Source organism: Dickeya aquatica (assembly GCF_900095885.1).
Lineage (GTDB): Bacteria > Pseudomonadota > Gammaproteobacteria > Enterobacterales > Enterobacteriaceae > Dickeya > Dickeya aquatica.
Window position 1 is genome coordinate 21519 of the sequence record NZ_LT615367.1, and the last position, 15233, is coordinate 36751.

A 15233-nucleotide genomic window follows, 5' to 3' on the forward strand; every position below is an offset into this window, starting at 1 on the left:
TGTCAGCTATGGCATCCTTAACTCCATGTCAGAAATTAACGTTTGCGAAATATCATGGTTCAAATAGCGGATAACCCCTTTATTCTGGTCGATGGTTCCTCTTATCTCTATCGTGCTTTTCATGCATTTCCTCCGCTGACCAACAGTGCAGGTGAGCCCACCGGGGCAATGTATGGTGTACTGAATATGCTGCGCAGCTTGTTGCAGCAGTACCACCCCAGCCGTGTTGCGGTTGTATTTGATGCTAAAGGCAAAACATTCCGCGACGCGTTGTTCGAGGATTACAAATCGCATCGTCCACCGATGCCTGATGAATTGCGGGCTCAGATAGAGCCTTTGCATCGAATGGTCAGGGCGATGGGATTGCCGTTGCTTTCTGTACCCGGTGTTGAGGCCGATGATGTGATTGGTACACTGGCGCAACAGGCTGAACGAGCTGGCCTGCCTGTGCTTATCAGTACCGGTGACAAAGACATGGCACAACTGGTTACGCCAAATATCACGTTAATTAACACCATGAATAACACTATTCTTGGGCCGGACGAGGTGTGTGCCAAATACGGTATTCCACCTGCATTGATTATCGATTTTCTGGCCCTGATGGGGGATTCATCAGATAACATTCCCGGTGTTCCGGGGGTGGGAGAGAAGACCGCTCAGGCATTACTACAGGGTGTGGGGGGCTGGGATGCTCTGTATGCCAATCTGGATAAGATTGCCATGCTGACGTTCCGTGGTGCAAAAACCATGGCGGCGAAACTGGAGCAGCATAAGGACGTGGCTTATCTCTCCTATCAACTGGCTACGATTAAAACCGATGTTGCGCTGGAGCTCGGCTGTGAGCAGCTTACCGTCAATGAGTTAGACAGCCATGAGCTGCGTGAACTGTTTACCCGCTATGAGTTCAAACGCTGGCTATCTGATGTCGAGGCTGGACAATGGTTACAGAATGGCAAGAAAAGCCAGCCAGCAGTGCCGTTTGTGAAGGATTCACAAGAGACAGTACCTGTATCTGACGAGGTAGCTTGTGTTTTACCTCAGGATGGCTACATCACTATTTTGGATGAGCCTGTCTTACAGGATTGGATAACGCGTATTCGCACTGCGGGTGTGTTCTCGTTTGATACCGAAACCGATGGGCTTGATACCCTGACCGCCAATCTGGTGGGCCTGTCGCTGGCGATTAAGCCGGGTGAGGCTGCGTATTTACCATTGGCGCATGACTACCTTGATGCTCCAGCACAGCTTGACCGCGAGCGTGTGTTGGCGCTGTTGAAACCGTTGTTGGAAGACCCGGCTATCGGCAAAATTGGCCAAAACCTGAAGTTCGATAAAGGCGTGATGGCTCGTTATGGTATCTCTCTGAGTGGTATTGTTTTTGACACCATGCTGGAGTCGTATGTGCTGGATAGCGTGGCTGGCCGCCATGATATGGACAGCCTGGCCGACCGTTATTTGCAGCATAAAACCATTACGTTTGAAGAAATTGCCGGTAAAGGTAAAAACCAACTGACGTTTAATCAGATTCCGCTGGAGCAGGCAGCAGTCTATGCGGCTGAAGATGCGGATGTAACGCTGCGTTTGCACCAGGCGTTATGGGCGAAACTGGAGCCGCAACCGGTGCTTCGTAACGTCTTTCAGAATATTGATATGCCGCTGGTGCCCGTGTTATCTCGCATGGAGCGTACTGGCGTGCTGATTGATACTGCCATTCTGGCTGCGCATTCTCAGGAATTGACTCAACGCCTGGCTGAACTGGAAGTTCAGGCGCACGAGTTGGCGGGTGAAGCGTTCAATTTATCGTCCCCGAAACAGTTGGGGGCTATTTTGTACGAAAAATTGCAGTTGCCTGTTATCAAGAAAACGCCGAAAGGCGCGCCATCGACTAACGAAGAAGTGCTGGCAGAGCTGGCGCTGGATTACCCACTGCCCAAATTGATTCTTGAGCACCGCGGGTTGGCCAAGCTGAAATCCACTTATACCGATAAGCTACCGCAGATGATAAACCCGCAAACCGAGCGGGTGCACACCTCCTATCATCAGGCGGTGACGGCAACCGGCCGGCTTTCGTCGAGTGACCCGAATTTGCAAAATATCCCGGTGCGTAATGAACAGGGACGACGGATTCGTCAGGCGTTTATTGCCCCGGAAGGCTTCAGTATTCTGGCGGCAGACTACTCGCAAATTGAACTACGGATCATGGCACATTTGTCACGAGATGCCGGGTTACTGAATGCCTTTTCCCAGGGGCTGGATATTCACCGGGCGACAGCGGCTGACGTGTTTGGTTTACCGCTGGAGAAAGTCACGAGCGAGCAGCGCCGTAGCGCGAAAGCTATCAATTTTGGCCTGATTTATGGCATGAGTGCATTTGGCCTGGCACGCCAGTTGAGTATTCCCCGTAACGATGCACAAAAATACATGAACCTCTATTTTGAGCGTTATCCTGGGGTGCAGGAATATATGGCGCGCACGCGCCAACAGGCGGCAGAGCAAGGCTACGTCTCTACGCTGGATGGCCGTCGTCTCTATCTGCCCGATATCCACTCCCGTAATGCCATGAGCCGTAAGGCTGCGGAACGCGCTGCTATCAATGCGCCGATGCAGGGCACCGCGGCGGATATCATCAAGAAAGCCATGATTGCGATTGATGCCTGGCTGCAACAGGAAAAGCCGGCGGTCACTATGCTGATGCAAGTCCATGATGAACTGGTGTTTGAAGTGCACCACACCGCGCTGGAGGAAGTCAGTGCCAGGATTCGTCAGTTGATGGAAGGCTGCATGCAACTGGATGTTCCGCTACGGGTTGATATTGGTACAGGCAGTAACTGGGATCAGGCTCACTAAGCGATGTAACGGTACGATATCCTGTTCTTGACGCCGGGCCACCGTCCGGCGTGTGTTATGCGATGTTATGGTAGAAATACCAGCCAAAATATGGCATTTCCTTGTTTTGGTGGCTTTTCCAGCCAATGAAGCGAGCGTTATGTAATTAAACTACAGGATTGTGTGACTCAGTTTGGCTTTGTTTAATTCATCACCGATTTTTGTGAAATTAAACAACAAAAAATCCTTTTTTCCAGAAAAGAAATGGGGTAGAGTTAAACGCGTAGGGTACAGAGGTAAGATGTTCTATCTTTCAGACCTTTTACTTCACGTAATCGGATTTGGCTGAATGTTAGCCGCCCCGGTCAGGTTTCTGACCGGGGCGTTTTTTATTGTCTGACCGGTAAACTTCATCTATAACGAAACGTTATGCTACCGATATTGATACGCATCGGTAGCATGCCGGGCTGTTGCAGCGAGGGTGTCGGAGTTTAGCTGCGCTCAGTTACTGAGCGGCATCAGCGGCATGTTGCTCATCTTGCGGCGGTAATGTGCTAAACCAGTTATCTAATTTCTGGCGTAATTTATCTACACCGGTTTTTTTCAGCGATGAGAATGTCTCAACCTGAATGTCCCCCATTAGTGGTAACACCGCTTCCCGCACCAGGGTTAGCTGCGATTTACGCGCACCCTGCGCCAGTTTGTCAGCTTTGGTTAGCAGAACCAGCACCGGCAACTGAGCCTCTGCGGCCCATTCCAGCATTTGCTGGTCGAGATCTTTTAACGGATGACGAATATCCATCAGCACCACCAGCCCCTTGAGGCATTGGCGCTTTTGCAGATATTCACCCAGTGCGCGTTGCCATTTGCGCTTCATTTCTTCTGGCACTTCGGCATAACCATAGCCGGGTAAATCCACCAGACGCACGCCCTGTGTCACTTCAAACAGGTTGATAAGCTGGGTTCGGCCGGGCGTTTTACTGGTTCTGGCCAGGCTTTTTTGATTGGTTAACGTATTCAGCGCACTGGATTTTCCAGCATTGGAGCGTCCGGCAAAGGCGACCTCAATACCGCTATCGGCAGGAAGGTGACGAATGTCCGGCGCGCTGGTGACAAAATGGGTCACATGGTAGTTGTATTGTTGGGTCACAATCGTTGTCTCTGTCTGGATTCTCGGTTTATGTGGCTGATTATACCTGTAACGGATGATAAAGGCGGTGTTTATCTGTCTCCTGCCGGGTGTTAGCGACTTAACAGACTGAAAAAAATAAAACCCGGCCTGAAGACGAGGATCACTTTTTTATTGGTATGCTTTCTGCTAGATTCCGCCGCAACTCTCCTTTTTATCCGCCCATCCGAACCCGAGATTGACGCTATGAAACAGCCATTCAAAGGCACGGGACGTAAAGTTTCCGCGCCAAAAACGAAAAGAAAAAGCCGCGAAGAGTTAGACCAGGAAGCGCGTGCGCGTAAACGTCAGAAAAAACGTCGTGGTCATGCAGCAGGAAGCCGTACTCAGGCCTCCGGTGGCCAAAAACAGAATTCGGCTTCAGGCCAGGCTGCTGACCCGCGTATCGGCAGTAAGAAACCGATCCCTTTATTGGCTAACGGCGCAGCATTACCCGTGTCGCGGCCTGTGGTGGCTGCCGGGGAAGAGGCTGTTCGCCTGTCGCCACAAGAAGAACTCGAGAAGCTGGAAAATGATCCGCAGCTTGATGCGTTGCTAGACAGACTGGAGAAAGGGGAAACTCTGTCAGCCAAAGAGCAATCATGGGTTGATGAAACACTGGATCGGATTGATATCCTGATGGAACAGTTAGGGATCGATCTGGGTGATGATGATGAAGAAGAAGACGAGCAGCAAGAGGATATGTTGCAACTGCTGCGTCGTAATAACCCGAAAGACGGCTATTAATGCTAAAAGCGCTATTTGTGCTAATAGCCTTAGTGCTTTTATGTTTTTTATCCGGGCTGTTGGTTAAACTGTGGTGCCTGTCGAAGCGTAAAGGCAGGCTACAGCGGTCGGTTCTGGGCGGGCAACACCGATTGCCTCGACGTCAGGCACCAGGAAAGGGTTATCGTAGGGAGTGATAGGCATGTCCGGGCAGACAATAGACTGGGATTTGGCTCTGATTCAGAAGTATAACTATTCGGGGCCGCGCTATACCTCTTACCCGACGGCGCTGGAGTTCAGTGAACATTACGATTCTGCCGCTTTTGCCGACGCCGTGGCGCGTTACCCTGAACGACCGCTCTCGTTATATCTGCACATCCCGTTCTGTCATAAGCTGTGTTACTTCTGCGGCTGCAACAAACTGGTGACGCGCCAGCAGCACAAGGCGGATGACTACCTTGAACGACTGGCGCTGGAAATTGGCCAGCGTGCGCCACTGTTTGCCCATCGTACCGTCACCCAGATGCACTGGGGCGGAGGGACGCCCACGTTCCTGAATAAGACGCAGGTCAGCCGGCTGATGGCGCTATTGCGCCAGCATTTTCACATTTCCGCCCAGGCAGAAATGTCACTGGAAGTTGACCCGCGGGAAATAGAGCTCGACATGCTTGACCACCTGCGTGCTGAAGGGTTTAACCGCCTTAGCATGGGGGTGCAGGATTTCAATAAAGAGGTACAGCGGCTGGTTAACCGCGAGCAGGACGAAGCCTTTATTTTTGCCCTGATTGAGCGAGCCAGAGCGCTGGGGTTTGCCTCCACCAATATTGATTTGATTTATGGCTTGCCCCGGCAGACGCCAGAGAGCTTTGCGTTCACCTTGCAGCGGGTGGCGGAGCTGCGTCCAGACCGGCTCAGTGTCTTTAACTACGCGCATTTACCGACTCTGTTTGCCGCCCAGCGCAAGATAAAAGAGGCGGACTTACCGAATGCGGAGCAGAAACTGGCGATTTTACAGCACACCATCGAAAGCCTGACGGCATCTGGCTATCAGTTTATCGGCATGGATCATTTCGCCCGGCCGGATGATGAGCTGGCGGTGGCACAGCGCGAAGGAAAATTACACCGCAATTTCCAGGGCTATACTACCCAGGGTGATACTGACCTGTTGGGGTTAGGTGTGTCCGCCATCAGTATGATTGGCGACAGCTATGCCCAGAATCAGAAGGAACTGAAGCGGTATGCGGCATCGGTTGAACAGCACGGCCATGCACTGTGGCGTGGTGTCACGCTCACACAAGACGATTGCCTGCGTCGTGATGTGATTAAAGCGTTGATTTGCCATTTCCGGCTGGAGTTCGCGGCTATTGAGCGGGTGTATGGCGTGTTATTGCGTGAATATTTCCGTGAAGATTTGGCGTTGCTGGAGCCGATGGCGCAAGATGGCCTGGTCGAGATTCAGCCTGAGGGGATTCAGGTGACGGCCAAAGGCCGTTTATTGATTCGCAATATCTGTATGTGCTTTGATGTCTATTTGCGCAGTAAAATGCGTGAGCGCCAGTTTTCTCGCGTTATCTGACGTGTTGCATGACGTAGGATGATAAAAAAACAGCCCGCGAGATAGCGGGCTGTTTGCGTTTTATGTAAGCAATTTTCTGGTGTATCAGCTATGAATTGAATTAGCTGAAGAAATTGATTAATACTGCACAGAGCACGGCTGCAATAGCAGTTTGCGATGAGTGACCCACCGCACTGCTGATTTCAGCGCCGTGCGTTACGGCAGAAAAAAGTGATTCCAGCATGGTTCCCCTCTCCAGTCAGCGGCACGATCATACTGCTGGCGCTGTGCAAGTAAAGCGTAAAATAGCGGAAAATTTGTACGTTACATCGTACTTTTTATCACCGCTATCCCAGCGTATTGGCAGAGGCATAACACGGCACGCGCGTTATTCCATGCCCAGCTCTTTCAGTTTGCGCGTCAGGGTATTTCGGCCCCATCCCAGCAAACGAGCCGCCTCTTGTTTATGTCCTTGCGTGTGGCGCAGTGCTGTTGTCAGCAGTGTGCGCTCCATTTCGGGCTGGGCTTCTGCCAGCAAATTCTGATGACCGGAGCGCAGTGCGCGATCTGCCCATTGCGCCAGCAGCGTCGCCCAACTGTCTGGCATCACATGCACGGTGGCATCTGGCGCGGTGGTTTCAAACAACTCCGGCGGCAGATCCTGAATCAACACTTCTTGCCCGGCCGCCATCACGGTTAACCAGCGGCAGGTGTTCTCCAGTTGGCGCACATTACCCGGCCAGGGGAGGCGAGTGAGTGCCGCTTCGGTTTCCGGGTGCAGATTTTTGGGCTCGACTCCCAGTTCTTTCGCGGTTGCTTGCAAGAAGTAACGCGCCAGGCGCGGAATATCTTCGCGGCGTTCGCGTAGCGGCGGCAGATGGACACGAATCACGTTGAGACGGTGGAACAGGTCTTCACGGAATTTGCCTTCCTGTACCCGCAATTCCAGATTCTGATGCGTGGCGGCGATAATACGCACATCGACTTTAACCGCAGCATAGCCGCCAACCCGGTAAAACTGACCGTCAGCCAGTACGCGCAACAGGCGGGTTTGCACATCTAACGGCATATCACCGATTTCATCGAGAAATAACGTGCCGCCATCCGCTTGTTCAAAGCGCCCCTGACGAATTTGATTCGCGCCGGTAAACGCGCCTTTTTCATGGCCAAACAATTCAGATTCAATCAAATCTTTGGGGATGGCGGCCATATTGAGTGCGATGAACGGTGCTTTGGCTCGCGGACTGTGGCGATGCAAGGCATGGGCGACCAGCTCTTTGCCCGTACCGGACTCACCGTTTATCAGCACGCTGATAGAGGAGCGGGAAAGCCGACCGATAATACGGAACACATCCTGCATGGCAGGGGCTTCGCCAATAATATCGGTGGTTGGCCCGCTAATCGGCTGGTTGCGTACCGGTTGCTGTTGTTCGAGATAATGACTGATAGCCCGCTCAACCAGCGCCACCGCTTCGTCAATATCAAACGGTTTGGGCAGGTAATCAAATGCCCCTTGCTGATAGGCGCTGACCGCGGCATCCAAATCGGAATGTGCGGTCATGATAATAACCGGCAGCATCGGGTGGCGTTGCTTGATTTGTTGCAGCAGCGCCAGCCCGTCCATACCGGGCATACGGATGTCGGACAACAGCACGTCAGGCGTTTGTGTCGTCAGCGCATTGAGCGCCTGCGTACCGTTATCAAAGGTCGCGCAGGTTAAACCCGCGCCGGTAAGCGCACGTTCCAGCACCCAACGGATGGAGCTATCGTCATCGACAATCCAGACTATCCCTCGTTGCATCGTGAACCTCACTGGCGAATGGGCAGATAAACCGAAAATTCGGTATGACCTGGCCAACTGTTAAATTCGATTTTCCCCGAATGCTGGTCGATAAGGTTGCGGGCAATCGATAAGCCCAGCCCGGTGCCACCTTCGCGGCCACTTACCATCGGGTAGAACAGGGTGTCCTGTAAATGAGCCGGTACACCGGGGCCATCATCTTCGATGTCAATACGGGCAACCAGCCGGTAACGCGTGCCGTGCAGGGTAAGCTGAAATGCGGTACGGGTTCGAATGGTGATAGTACCGCCTTCTGCTCCCAGCGCCTGCATGGCATTACGGGTAATATTGAGCAACACTTGCTCGATTTGATCCGGGTCGTGAGTGAGCTCAGGCAGGCTGGGGTCGTAGTCGCGCACCAGCGTGACATTCTCTGCCTTTTCCATCGACACCAACTGAAACACCCGCTCAGCTACCTGATGAATACTTTGTGTGACATGTAAGCCCGGTTGTTGCGGGCCAAGCAGGCGATCCACCAAATTACGCAGGCGGTCAGCCTGCTCGATAATCACTTTGGTGTATTCCATCAATGAAGGATCTGGCAGTGCTTTAGAAAGCAACTGCGCGGCACCCCGCAACCCGCCGAGCGGATTTTTTATTTCATGCGCCAGACCGCGAACCAAATCACGAGCGGCCTGCTGTTGAGCATGCTGTAGCTGTTCCTGGCTGAGACGGCGCTGATTATCCATCGGGGCCATTTCCAGCAGGATAAAATCATGCTGAATACGCTGTGCGGTCAGCGACATAATGTGCGCGCGGCCATCCACGACAAGCGTAACTTCGTTGTCAGTAAAACCTTGCCCGGAATCGAGGCTTTCGCGCATCAAATCAATATTCAGTGAAAAGTACCCGAGCAGCTCCGGCAGCGGTGTTCCTGAGAGTTTGCGCGAGCTTTGCGCTAAAAGCTGTTGCGCAGCCGGGTTGGAGTAGTGAATAGCCAGATCTTTATCCAGCAATAATATGCTGTTTATTAAAGAATTTAGGATCTGCCCAGCATCGGGCAGCGTGCCTGTTGCCATAACGCAGACTCCCGCACTATTTGAGTGCACACTATTCTGAATTGTAGGTTAAGTCGCAACGATAAAATGTTCGGTGGAGAAAAAAGCCCATCCGAAGATGGGCTGAAAAGTTTCCACGGCAACAAAAATAAACATAAATAAAAAACAGTCATCAGGCGGCAGAGCGAACATCATTTTCTTCGTCCCTGCCGTCTGTAAGCGGGAATTACACGCTCGTAGTACAATTACACGCTGTAGTACAGTTCGAACTCAACCGGATGCGGCGTCATACGAACGCGGTCGTTCTCAGCACGACGCAGTTCGATGTAAGCATCGATAGCATCGTCAGTGAACACGCCGCCACGGGTCAGGAACTCGCGGTCTGCGTTCAGCGCGTTCAGCGCTTCTTCCAGCGAGCCTGCTACGGTTGGGATCTCTTTCGCTTCTTCCGGCGGCAGATCGTACAGGTTCTTGTCCATGGCATCGCCAGGGTGGATCTTGTTGATGATACCGTCCAGGCCAGCCATCAGCAGTGCAGCGAAGCACAGGTACGGGTTAGCAGCCGGGTCCGGGAAACGTACTTCGATACGACGTGCTTTCGGGCTTGATACCACCGGAATACGGATAGACGCAGAACGGTTACGGGCAGAGTAAGCCAGCATAACCGGTGCTTCGTAACCCGGAACCAGACGTTTGTAAGAGTTGGTGGTCGGGTTAGACAGGGCGTTGATGGCTTTCGCGTGTTTGATAACACCGCCGATGTAGTACAGCGCAGTTTCAGACAGGCCGCCGTATTTGTCACCGGAGAACAGGTTGGCACCATCTTTGGCCAGAGACATGTGGCAGTGCATACCGGAACCGTTATCACCGAACATCGGTTTCGGCATGAAAGTCGCAGTTTTGCCGAAAGCGTGAGCGACGTTGTGTACAACGTATTTGTAGATCTGAATTTCGTCAGCTTTTTTGGTCATGGTGTTGAAGCGGGTAGCCACTTCGTTCTGACCAGCGGTTGCGACTTCGTGGTGGTGAGCTTCAACCACCAGGCCCATCTGCTCCATGGTCAAACACATGGCAGAACGCAGATCCTGTGCGGAATCTACTGGCGGAACCGGGAAGTAACCCCCTTTCACTGCCGGACGGTGGCCTTTGTTGCCGCCTTCGTATTTGGTGCTGGAGTTCCAGGCTCCTTCGATGTCATCGATGGCAACGTGAGAACCAGAGATGCTGCTGCCAAAACGGATGTCATCAAACAGGAAGAATTCCGGCTCTGGCCCGAACAGTACGGTATCCGCGATGCCAGAAGAGCGCAGGAAATCCTCAGCGCGTTTGGCGATGGAACGCGGGTCACGGTCATAGCCCTGCATGGTGCCCGGTTCCAGAATGTCACAACGGATGATCAGGGTCGATTCTTCAAAGAACGGATCCAGAACCGCAGTAGTTGCATCCGGCATTAACACCATGTCGGATTCGTTGATGCCTTTCCAGCCGCCAATTGAAGAGCCGTCAAACATTTTGCCGTCTTCAAAGAAATCAGCATTGACCTGGTGGGCCGGAATGGTGACGTGCTGTTCTTTACCTTTGGTATCCGTGAAGCGGAGGTCAACAAACTTCACCTCGTGTTCATTCAGCATCGTCAAAACGTGTTCTACTGACATACTTGGTTCTCCCGATTGTGTCATTTATCGTCGTGGAACGAATATCGTTGTGGAAATGATGTTGTTACCGTACATAAGTTATAGCTAAAACTGTGCCAACTTTATTCGAATAGTGCAAACAGGCATTCCTGCTGGTTTTCCACGTACTCTCATGCTGCACCAAGATAGTTAACTGCACCAAACGTGTGCACCATGTTGGTGAGGTTGCACTTAATTGGTGCTTTGTTGTGCAGGGTTGCTGCTTTATTGCACCGTGAAAGGGATCACAGACCCGTGATGTCCAGGTTGTTTGTGGAAGATGATTGTGATCTTGTTTAGTCGCTCGATTAATACGTGTACAATAGCGCGCTATTTCTAAAATGCCTGAGGCAAAGCTGTGATCGAAAATTTGCGTAACATCGCTATTATTGCGCACGTTGACCATGGAAAAACTACCCTGGTTGATAAGTTGCTGCAACAGTCCGGTACGTTGGGTGAGCGTAATGACGCCACTGAACGTGTTATGGACTCCAATGATTTGGAAAAAGAGCGTGGAATTACCATCCTCGCCAAAAACACCGCCATCAACTGGAATGACTACCGTATCAACATCGTAGATACCCCGGGACACGCCGACTTCGGCGGCGAGGTAGAGCGCGTGATGTCCATGGTGGATTCGGTATTGCTGCTGGTAGACGCGATGGACGGCCCGATGCCGCAAACGCGTTTCGTGACCCAAAAAGCTTTTGCCCATGGCCTGAAGCCGATTGTTGTCATTAACAAAGTAGACCGTCCGGGCGCTCGCCCTGACTGGGTTGTCGATCAGGTTTTCGATCTGTTTGTGAACCTGGGCGCGACTGACGAGCAGTTAGATTTCCCGATTGTTTATGCATCCGCACTGAACGGCATTGCCGGTCTGGATCATAACGAAATGGCGGAAGACATGACGCCACTGTTCGAAGCGATTGTGAAACATGTTGAAGCACCGAACGTTGACGTTAACGGCACGCTCCAGATGCAAATCTCCCAGCTTGATTACAACAACTATGTTGGTGTTATCGGCATTGGTCGCATCACACGTGGCGTGGTGAAACCGAACCAGCAGGTCAGCATTATCGACAGCGAAGGTAAGGTACGTAACGGTAAAGTGGGCCAGGTACTGGGTCATCTGGGCCTGCAACGTATTGAAAGTTCATTGGCTGAGGCTGGTGACATCGTTGCGATTACCGGGCTGGGTGAGCTGAATATTTCCGACACCATTTGCGACACCTCCTGTGTGGAAGCGCTGCCAGCGCTGTCGGTTGATGAGCCGACCGTCACCATGTATTTCTGCGTGAACACCTCACCGTTCTGCGGTAAAGAAGGCAAGTTCGTGACGTCTCGCCAGATTCTGGATCGCCTGCGTAAAGAACTGGTACATAACGTCGCACTGCGTGTGGAAGAAACCGAAGATCCGGACGCGTTCCGCGTATCTGGTCGTGGTGAGCTGCACCTGTCCGTGTTGATCGAAAACATGCGTCGTGAAGGTTTCGAACTGGCGGTATCTCGCCCGAAAGTTATCTTCCGTACCATCGATGGCCGCCGTCAGGAGCCGTTCGAGCAGGTGACTGTAGATATTGAAGAGCAGCATCAGGGTTCGGTGATGGAAGCGCTGGGTCTGCGTAAAGGCGAAATGCGTGACATGATCCCTGATGGTAAAGGTCGCGTGCGTCTGGATTACGTCATTCCAAGCCGTGGTCTCATCGGTTTCCGTACCGAGTTCATGACCATGACCTCTGGTACTGGTCTGCTGTACTCCACCTTCAGCCACTACGACGACATCCGTCCGGGTGAAATCGGCCAGCGCCAGAACGGCGTGCTGATCTCCAACGGTCAGGGTAAAGCGGTTGCTTATGCGCTGTTTAGCCTGCAAGAGCGTGGCAAGCTGTTCCTGGGCCACGGCGCGGAAGTGTACGAAGGCCAGGTTATCGGTATTCACACCCGCTCCAACGACCTGACGGTGAACTGCCTGACCGGTAAGAAGCTGACCAACATGCGTGCATCTGGTACGGATGAAGCAACCGTTCTGGTGCCGCCAGTGAAAATGTCACTGGAACAGGCGCTGGAGTTCATCGATGACGATGAACTGGTTGAAGTGACGCCGAACTCGATTCGTCTGCGTAAACGCCACCTGACAGAAAACGACCGTCGCCGCGCGAATCGCTCCGCTAAAGACGAGTAATTCGCTGTTGGATGACGTACTGGTTGAGTGCCGTTACTGATTGCACCATCCGGCGATAAGGCCCCGCTACGGGGCCTTTGTTTTTTGCCCACTTCGGCGCTGGCCTGCCGTGCTTTCCGGTACTATTTGGGGCCACATAATGATCCTGCCTGGTCTCCCTGTTCAGCACCGCTATTTCTCGCTACAGTGAAAATCCTACTGATGAATCTGGAGGATGCATGCTGTATATCTTTGATTTGGGGAATGTCGTCATTGATGTCGATTTTAACCGGGTGCTGGGTGTGTGGAGCAGCCTGAGTGGTGCGCCACTGGCGACACTGCGTGAGCGTTTTACCATGGGGCATACCTTTGAACAGCATGAGCGCGGTGAAATTAGCGATGAAGAGTTTGCGTCACGGCTGTGCCATGAAATGGGGATTTCGCTTAGTTTTGAACAATTTTCGGCTGGCTGGCAGGCTATTTTCCACGGTATTCGCAAAGATGTGATCGACATCATGTACCGCTTACGGCAGGAAGGACACCGTGTCGTCATACTCTCGAATACCAATCGGCTTCATTGCCAGTGCTGGCCAGCACTTTACCCGGATGTGATACCCGCTGCCGATAAACTCTATTTATCGCAGGAGATGGGTTATCGCAAACCGGAAGCGGCGATTTACCAGCAAGTGTTGCGAGAAGAAGGTGTAAGTGCCGCTGATGCCTGCTTTTTTGACGATAATCCTGCCAATATCGACGCTGCTCAATCTTTGGGGATTCGGGCAATTTTGGTCAGCGATCGGCAGGTGGTGCCTGATTTTTTTGCCAGCCAGGTTTTTAGCCAGGAGGCGTAAAGCCGTTATGATTGCATTAATTCAGCGGGTGTCGGCTGCCAGTGTTGTCGTTGATGGCGATACGATAGGGGAAATTGCGCATGGGCTGCTCGTCTTACTCGGCGTAGAGCAGGGAGACGATGAACAAAAGGCGACCCGATTATGTGAAAAAGTGATCGGGTATCGGATTTTTAGCGATGACAACGGCAAGATGAATCTCAATGTTCAACAAGCCGGTGGCAGCTTACTGGTGGTATCACAATTCACGCTGGCGGCGGATACGCAAAAAGGCATGCGCCCCAGTTTTTCTCGTGGTGCCGCTCCGGTGCAAGCCGATAGTCTGTATCAATATTTTGTCGGTCAGTGCCGTGAGCGCGGGCTGGTAACGCAGACGGGGCGGTTTGCCGCGGATATGAAAGTCTCTTTGGTGAATGATGGGCCTGTCACCTTCTGGTTGCAGGTGTAGGGCCTAAATAAACAGGGGTTGAGAAGGTCTATGTATTACCTGAGAGTGCCGGAAACAGCCGAAGAACTGGATGCCTATTACCAGTTTCGCTGGGAGATGTTGCGTAAGCCATTACATCAGCCGCTCGGTTCTGAGCGGGATGCCTATGACGCGCTGGCTCACCATCAAACTATTGTCGATGGGCAAGGTCATTTGGTAGCCGTCGGCCGGCTCTCAATCAATGCTGACAATGAAGCGTCGATACGTTTTCTGGCGGTTCACCCGGATGTTCAGCGTAAAGGACTGGGCACCCTGATGGCGATGGCGCTGGAGTCGGTAGCGCGCCAGGAGGGTGTAAAACGTGTGGTGTGCAGCGCGCGTGAAGATGCTGTCGCCTTCTTTTCGCGCCTCGGGTTTGCCAACCAGGGGGAAATCACCACGCCGCTGAGTACACCGATACGTCATTTTTTGATGATAAAACCCGTCGCTACGCTTGATGACATTCTTCATCGCCCGGATTGGTGTGGTCAGTTACAGCAAGCCTGGTACAACCACATTCCGCTTAGTGAAAAGATGGGGGTACGCATCAGTCAGTACACCGGGCAGAAATTTATGACCACCATGCCGGAAGCGGGTAATCAGAATCCGCATCATACGCTGTTTGCTGGCAGTTTATTCTCGCTGGCCACGTTGACTGGCTGGGGGCTTATCTGGTTATTGTTACGCGAGCGTCAGCTCGGCGGCACGATTATTCTGGCAGATGCGCACATCCGTTACAGCTCGCCGGTAGCGGGCCGCCCGAGCGCGGTTGCCGATCTTGGCTCCATGAGTGGTGATTTGGACCGGTTGGCCCGTGGGCGAAAAGCCCGGGTTCAGTTACAGGTCGAGCTGTTTGGCAACGATAAGAAAGGAGCTGTCTTCGAAGGGGTGTATATCGTGCAGCCACCTGACACCCATACGTCAGGCGAGCCACAGGATGCGGTAATACATTAACACTCTCTATTTTCTTTA

13 protein-coding genes are annotated in these 15233 nt (G+C 52.5%); 8 read left to right on the top strand and 5 right to left on the bottom strand.

All coding sequences use genetic code 11. The features are described from left to right. Window positions 1-54 precede the first annotated feature (54 nt). Both polA and DAQ1742_RS20930 read left to right on the top strand, forming a co-directional pair. Window positions 55-2847, top strand: coding sequence for a DNA polymerase I (gene polA, locus DAQ1742_RS00105; RefSeq protein WP_180706199.1), 2793 nt, complete (start codon window positions 55-57; stop codon window positions 2845-2847). A gap of 280 nt (window positions 2848-3127) precedes the next feature. After that, window positions 3128-3175 (top strand): spot 42 RNA, inhibition of DNA synthesis, encoded by a 48-nt coding sequence (locus DAQ1742_RS20930; RefSeq protein WP_071892919.1) that lies wholly within the window; start codon window positions 3128-3130, stop codon window positions 3173-3175. A gap of 156 nt (window positions 3176-3331) precedes the next feature. Here the strand turns inward: DAQ1742_RS20930 and yihA are convergent, their stop codons facing one another. After that, window positions 3332-3979: a ribosome biogenesis GTP-binding protein YihA/YsxC gene (gene yihA / locus DAQ1742_RS00110; RefSeq protein ID WP_145916221.1), complete on the bottom strand. Its 648-nt coding sequence runs from the start codon at window positions 3977-3979 to the stop codon at window positions 3332-3334. A gap of 222 nt (window positions 3980-4201) precedes the next feature. Here yihA and yihI point away from each other — a divergent pair, with 222 nt between their 5' ends. Continuing rightward, a complete protein-coding gene (yihI, locus tag DAQ1742_RS00115; RefSeq protein WP_035345288.1) occupies window positions 4202-4741 on the top strand; it encodes a Der GTPase-activating protein YihI in 540 nt (179 codons plus the stop codon). 181 nt (window positions 4742-4922) lie between these two features. After that, on the top strand, window positions 4923-6296 hold the full coding sequence (gene hemN, locus DAQ1742_RS00120; protein WP_035345286.1) for an oxygen-independent coproporphyrinogen III oxidase: 1374 nt from the start codon (window positions 4923-4925) through the stop codon (window positions 6294-6296). A 100-nt stretch (window positions 6297-6396) separates the two neighbouring features. Here hemN and DAQ1742_RS00125 read toward each other — a convergent pair whose 3' ends face one another. The 4 genes from DAQ1742_RS00125 to glnA form a co-directional block, all read right to left on the bottom strand. After that, complete coding sequence (locus tag DAQ1742_RS00125; RefSeq protein ID WP_145916220.1) at window positions 6397-6519, bottom strand: YshB family small membrane protein; 123 nt, start codon at window positions 6517-6519, stop codon at window positions 6397-6399. A gap of 144 nt (window positions 6520-6663) precedes the next feature. After that, complete coding sequence (gene glnG / locus DAQ1742_RS00130) at window positions 6664-8076, bottom strand: nitrogen regulation protein NR(I) (RefSeq protein ID WP_035345283.1); 1413 nt, start codon at window positions 8074-8076, stop codon at window positions 6664-6666. An 8-nt stretch (window positions 8077-8084) separates the two neighbouring features. Then, window positions 8085-9134, bottom strand: coding sequence for a nitrogen regulation protein NR(II) (gene glnL / locus DAQ1742_RS00135; RefSeq protein ID WP_035345280.1), 1050 nt, complete (start codon window positions 9132-9134; stop codon window positions 8085-8087). 224 nt (window positions 9135-9358) lie between these two features. After that, on the bottom strand, window positions 9359-10768 hold the full coding sequence (glnA, locus tag DAQ1742_RS00140; protein ID WP_035345278.1) for a glutamate--ammonia ligase: 1410 nt from the start codon (window positions 10766-10768) through the stop codon (window positions 9359-9361). A gap of 376 nt (window positions 10769-11144) precedes the next feature. Here glnA and typA point away from each other — a divergent pair, with 376 nt between their 5' ends. The 4 genes from typA (at window position 11145) to fabY (ending at window position 15215) form a co-directional block, all read left to right on the top strand. After that, window positions 11145-12968, top strand: coding sequence for a ribosome-dependent GTPase TypA (gene typA, locus DAQ1742_RS00145; RefSeq protein ID WP_035345275.1), 1824 nt, complete (start codon window positions 11145-11147; stop codon window positions 12966-12968). A gap of 218 nt (window positions 12969-13186) precedes the next feature. Then, window positions 13187-13798, top strand: coding sequence for a glucose-1-phosphatase (gene yihX / locus DAQ1742_RS00150; protein ID WP_035345272.1), 612 nt, complete (start codon window positions 13187-13189; stop codon window positions 13796-13798). Between the two features lie 7 nt (window positions 13799-13805). Beyond that, a complete protein-coding gene (gene dtd, locus DAQ1742_RS00155) occupies window positions 13806-14243 on the top strand; it encodes a D-aminoacyl-tRNA deacylase (RefSeq protein WP_035345270.1) in 438 nt (145 codons plus the stop codon). A 30-nt stretch (window positions 14244-14273) separates the two neighbouring features. After that, window positions 14274-15215 (top strand): fatty acid biosynthesis protein FabY, encoded by a 942-nt coding sequence (fabY, locus tag DAQ1742_RS00160; RefSeq protein ID WP_051124150.1) that lies wholly within the window; start codon window positions 14274-14276, stop codon window positions 15213-15215. Window positions 15216-15233: the final 18 nt, after the last annotated feature.

What these genes read in the sequence shown, in the direction of transcription:
- glnG (WP_035345283.1), bottom strand. Translation starts at nt 8,076, where the DNA reads ATGCAACGAGGGATAGTCTGGATTGTCGATGACGATAGCTCCATCCGT.
- glnL (WP_035345280.1), bottom strand. Translation starts at nt 9,134, where the DNA reads ATGGCAACAGGCACGCTGCCCGATGCTGGGCAGATCCTAAATTCTTTA.
- glnA (WP_035345278.1), bottom strand. Translation starts at nt 10,768, where the DNA reads ATGTCAGTAGAACACGTTTTGACGATGCTGAATGAACACGAGGTGAAG.
- polA (WP_180706199.1), top strand. Translation starts at nt 55, where the DNA reads ATGGTTCAAATAGCGGATAACCCCTTTATTCTGGTCGATGGTTCCTCT.
- yihI (WP_035345288.1), top strand. Translation starts at nt 4,202, where the DNA reads ATGAAACAGCCATTCAAAGGCACGGGACGTAAAGTTTCCGCGCCAAAA.
- dtd (WP_035345270.1), top strand. Translation starts at nt 13,806, where the DNA reads ATGATTGCATTAATTCAGCGGGTGTCGGCTGCCAGTGTTGTCGTTGAT.
- hemN (WP_035345286.1), top strand. Translation starts at nt 4,923, where the DNA reads ATGTCCGGGCAGACAATAGACTGGGATTTGGCTCTGATTCAGAAGTAT.
- yihX (WP_035345272.1), top strand. Translation starts at nt 13,187, where the DNA reads ATGCTGTATATCTTTGATTTGGGGAATGTCGTCATTGATGTCGATTTT.
- DAQ1742_RS00125 (WP_145916220.1), bottom strand. Translation starts at nt 6,519, where the DNA reads ATGCTGGAATCACTTTTTTCTGCCGTAACGCACGGCGCTGAAATCAGC.
- fabY (WP_051124150.1), top strand. Translation starts at nt 14,274, where the DNA reads ATGTATTACCTGAGAGTGCCGGAAACAGCCGAAGAACTGGATGCCTAT.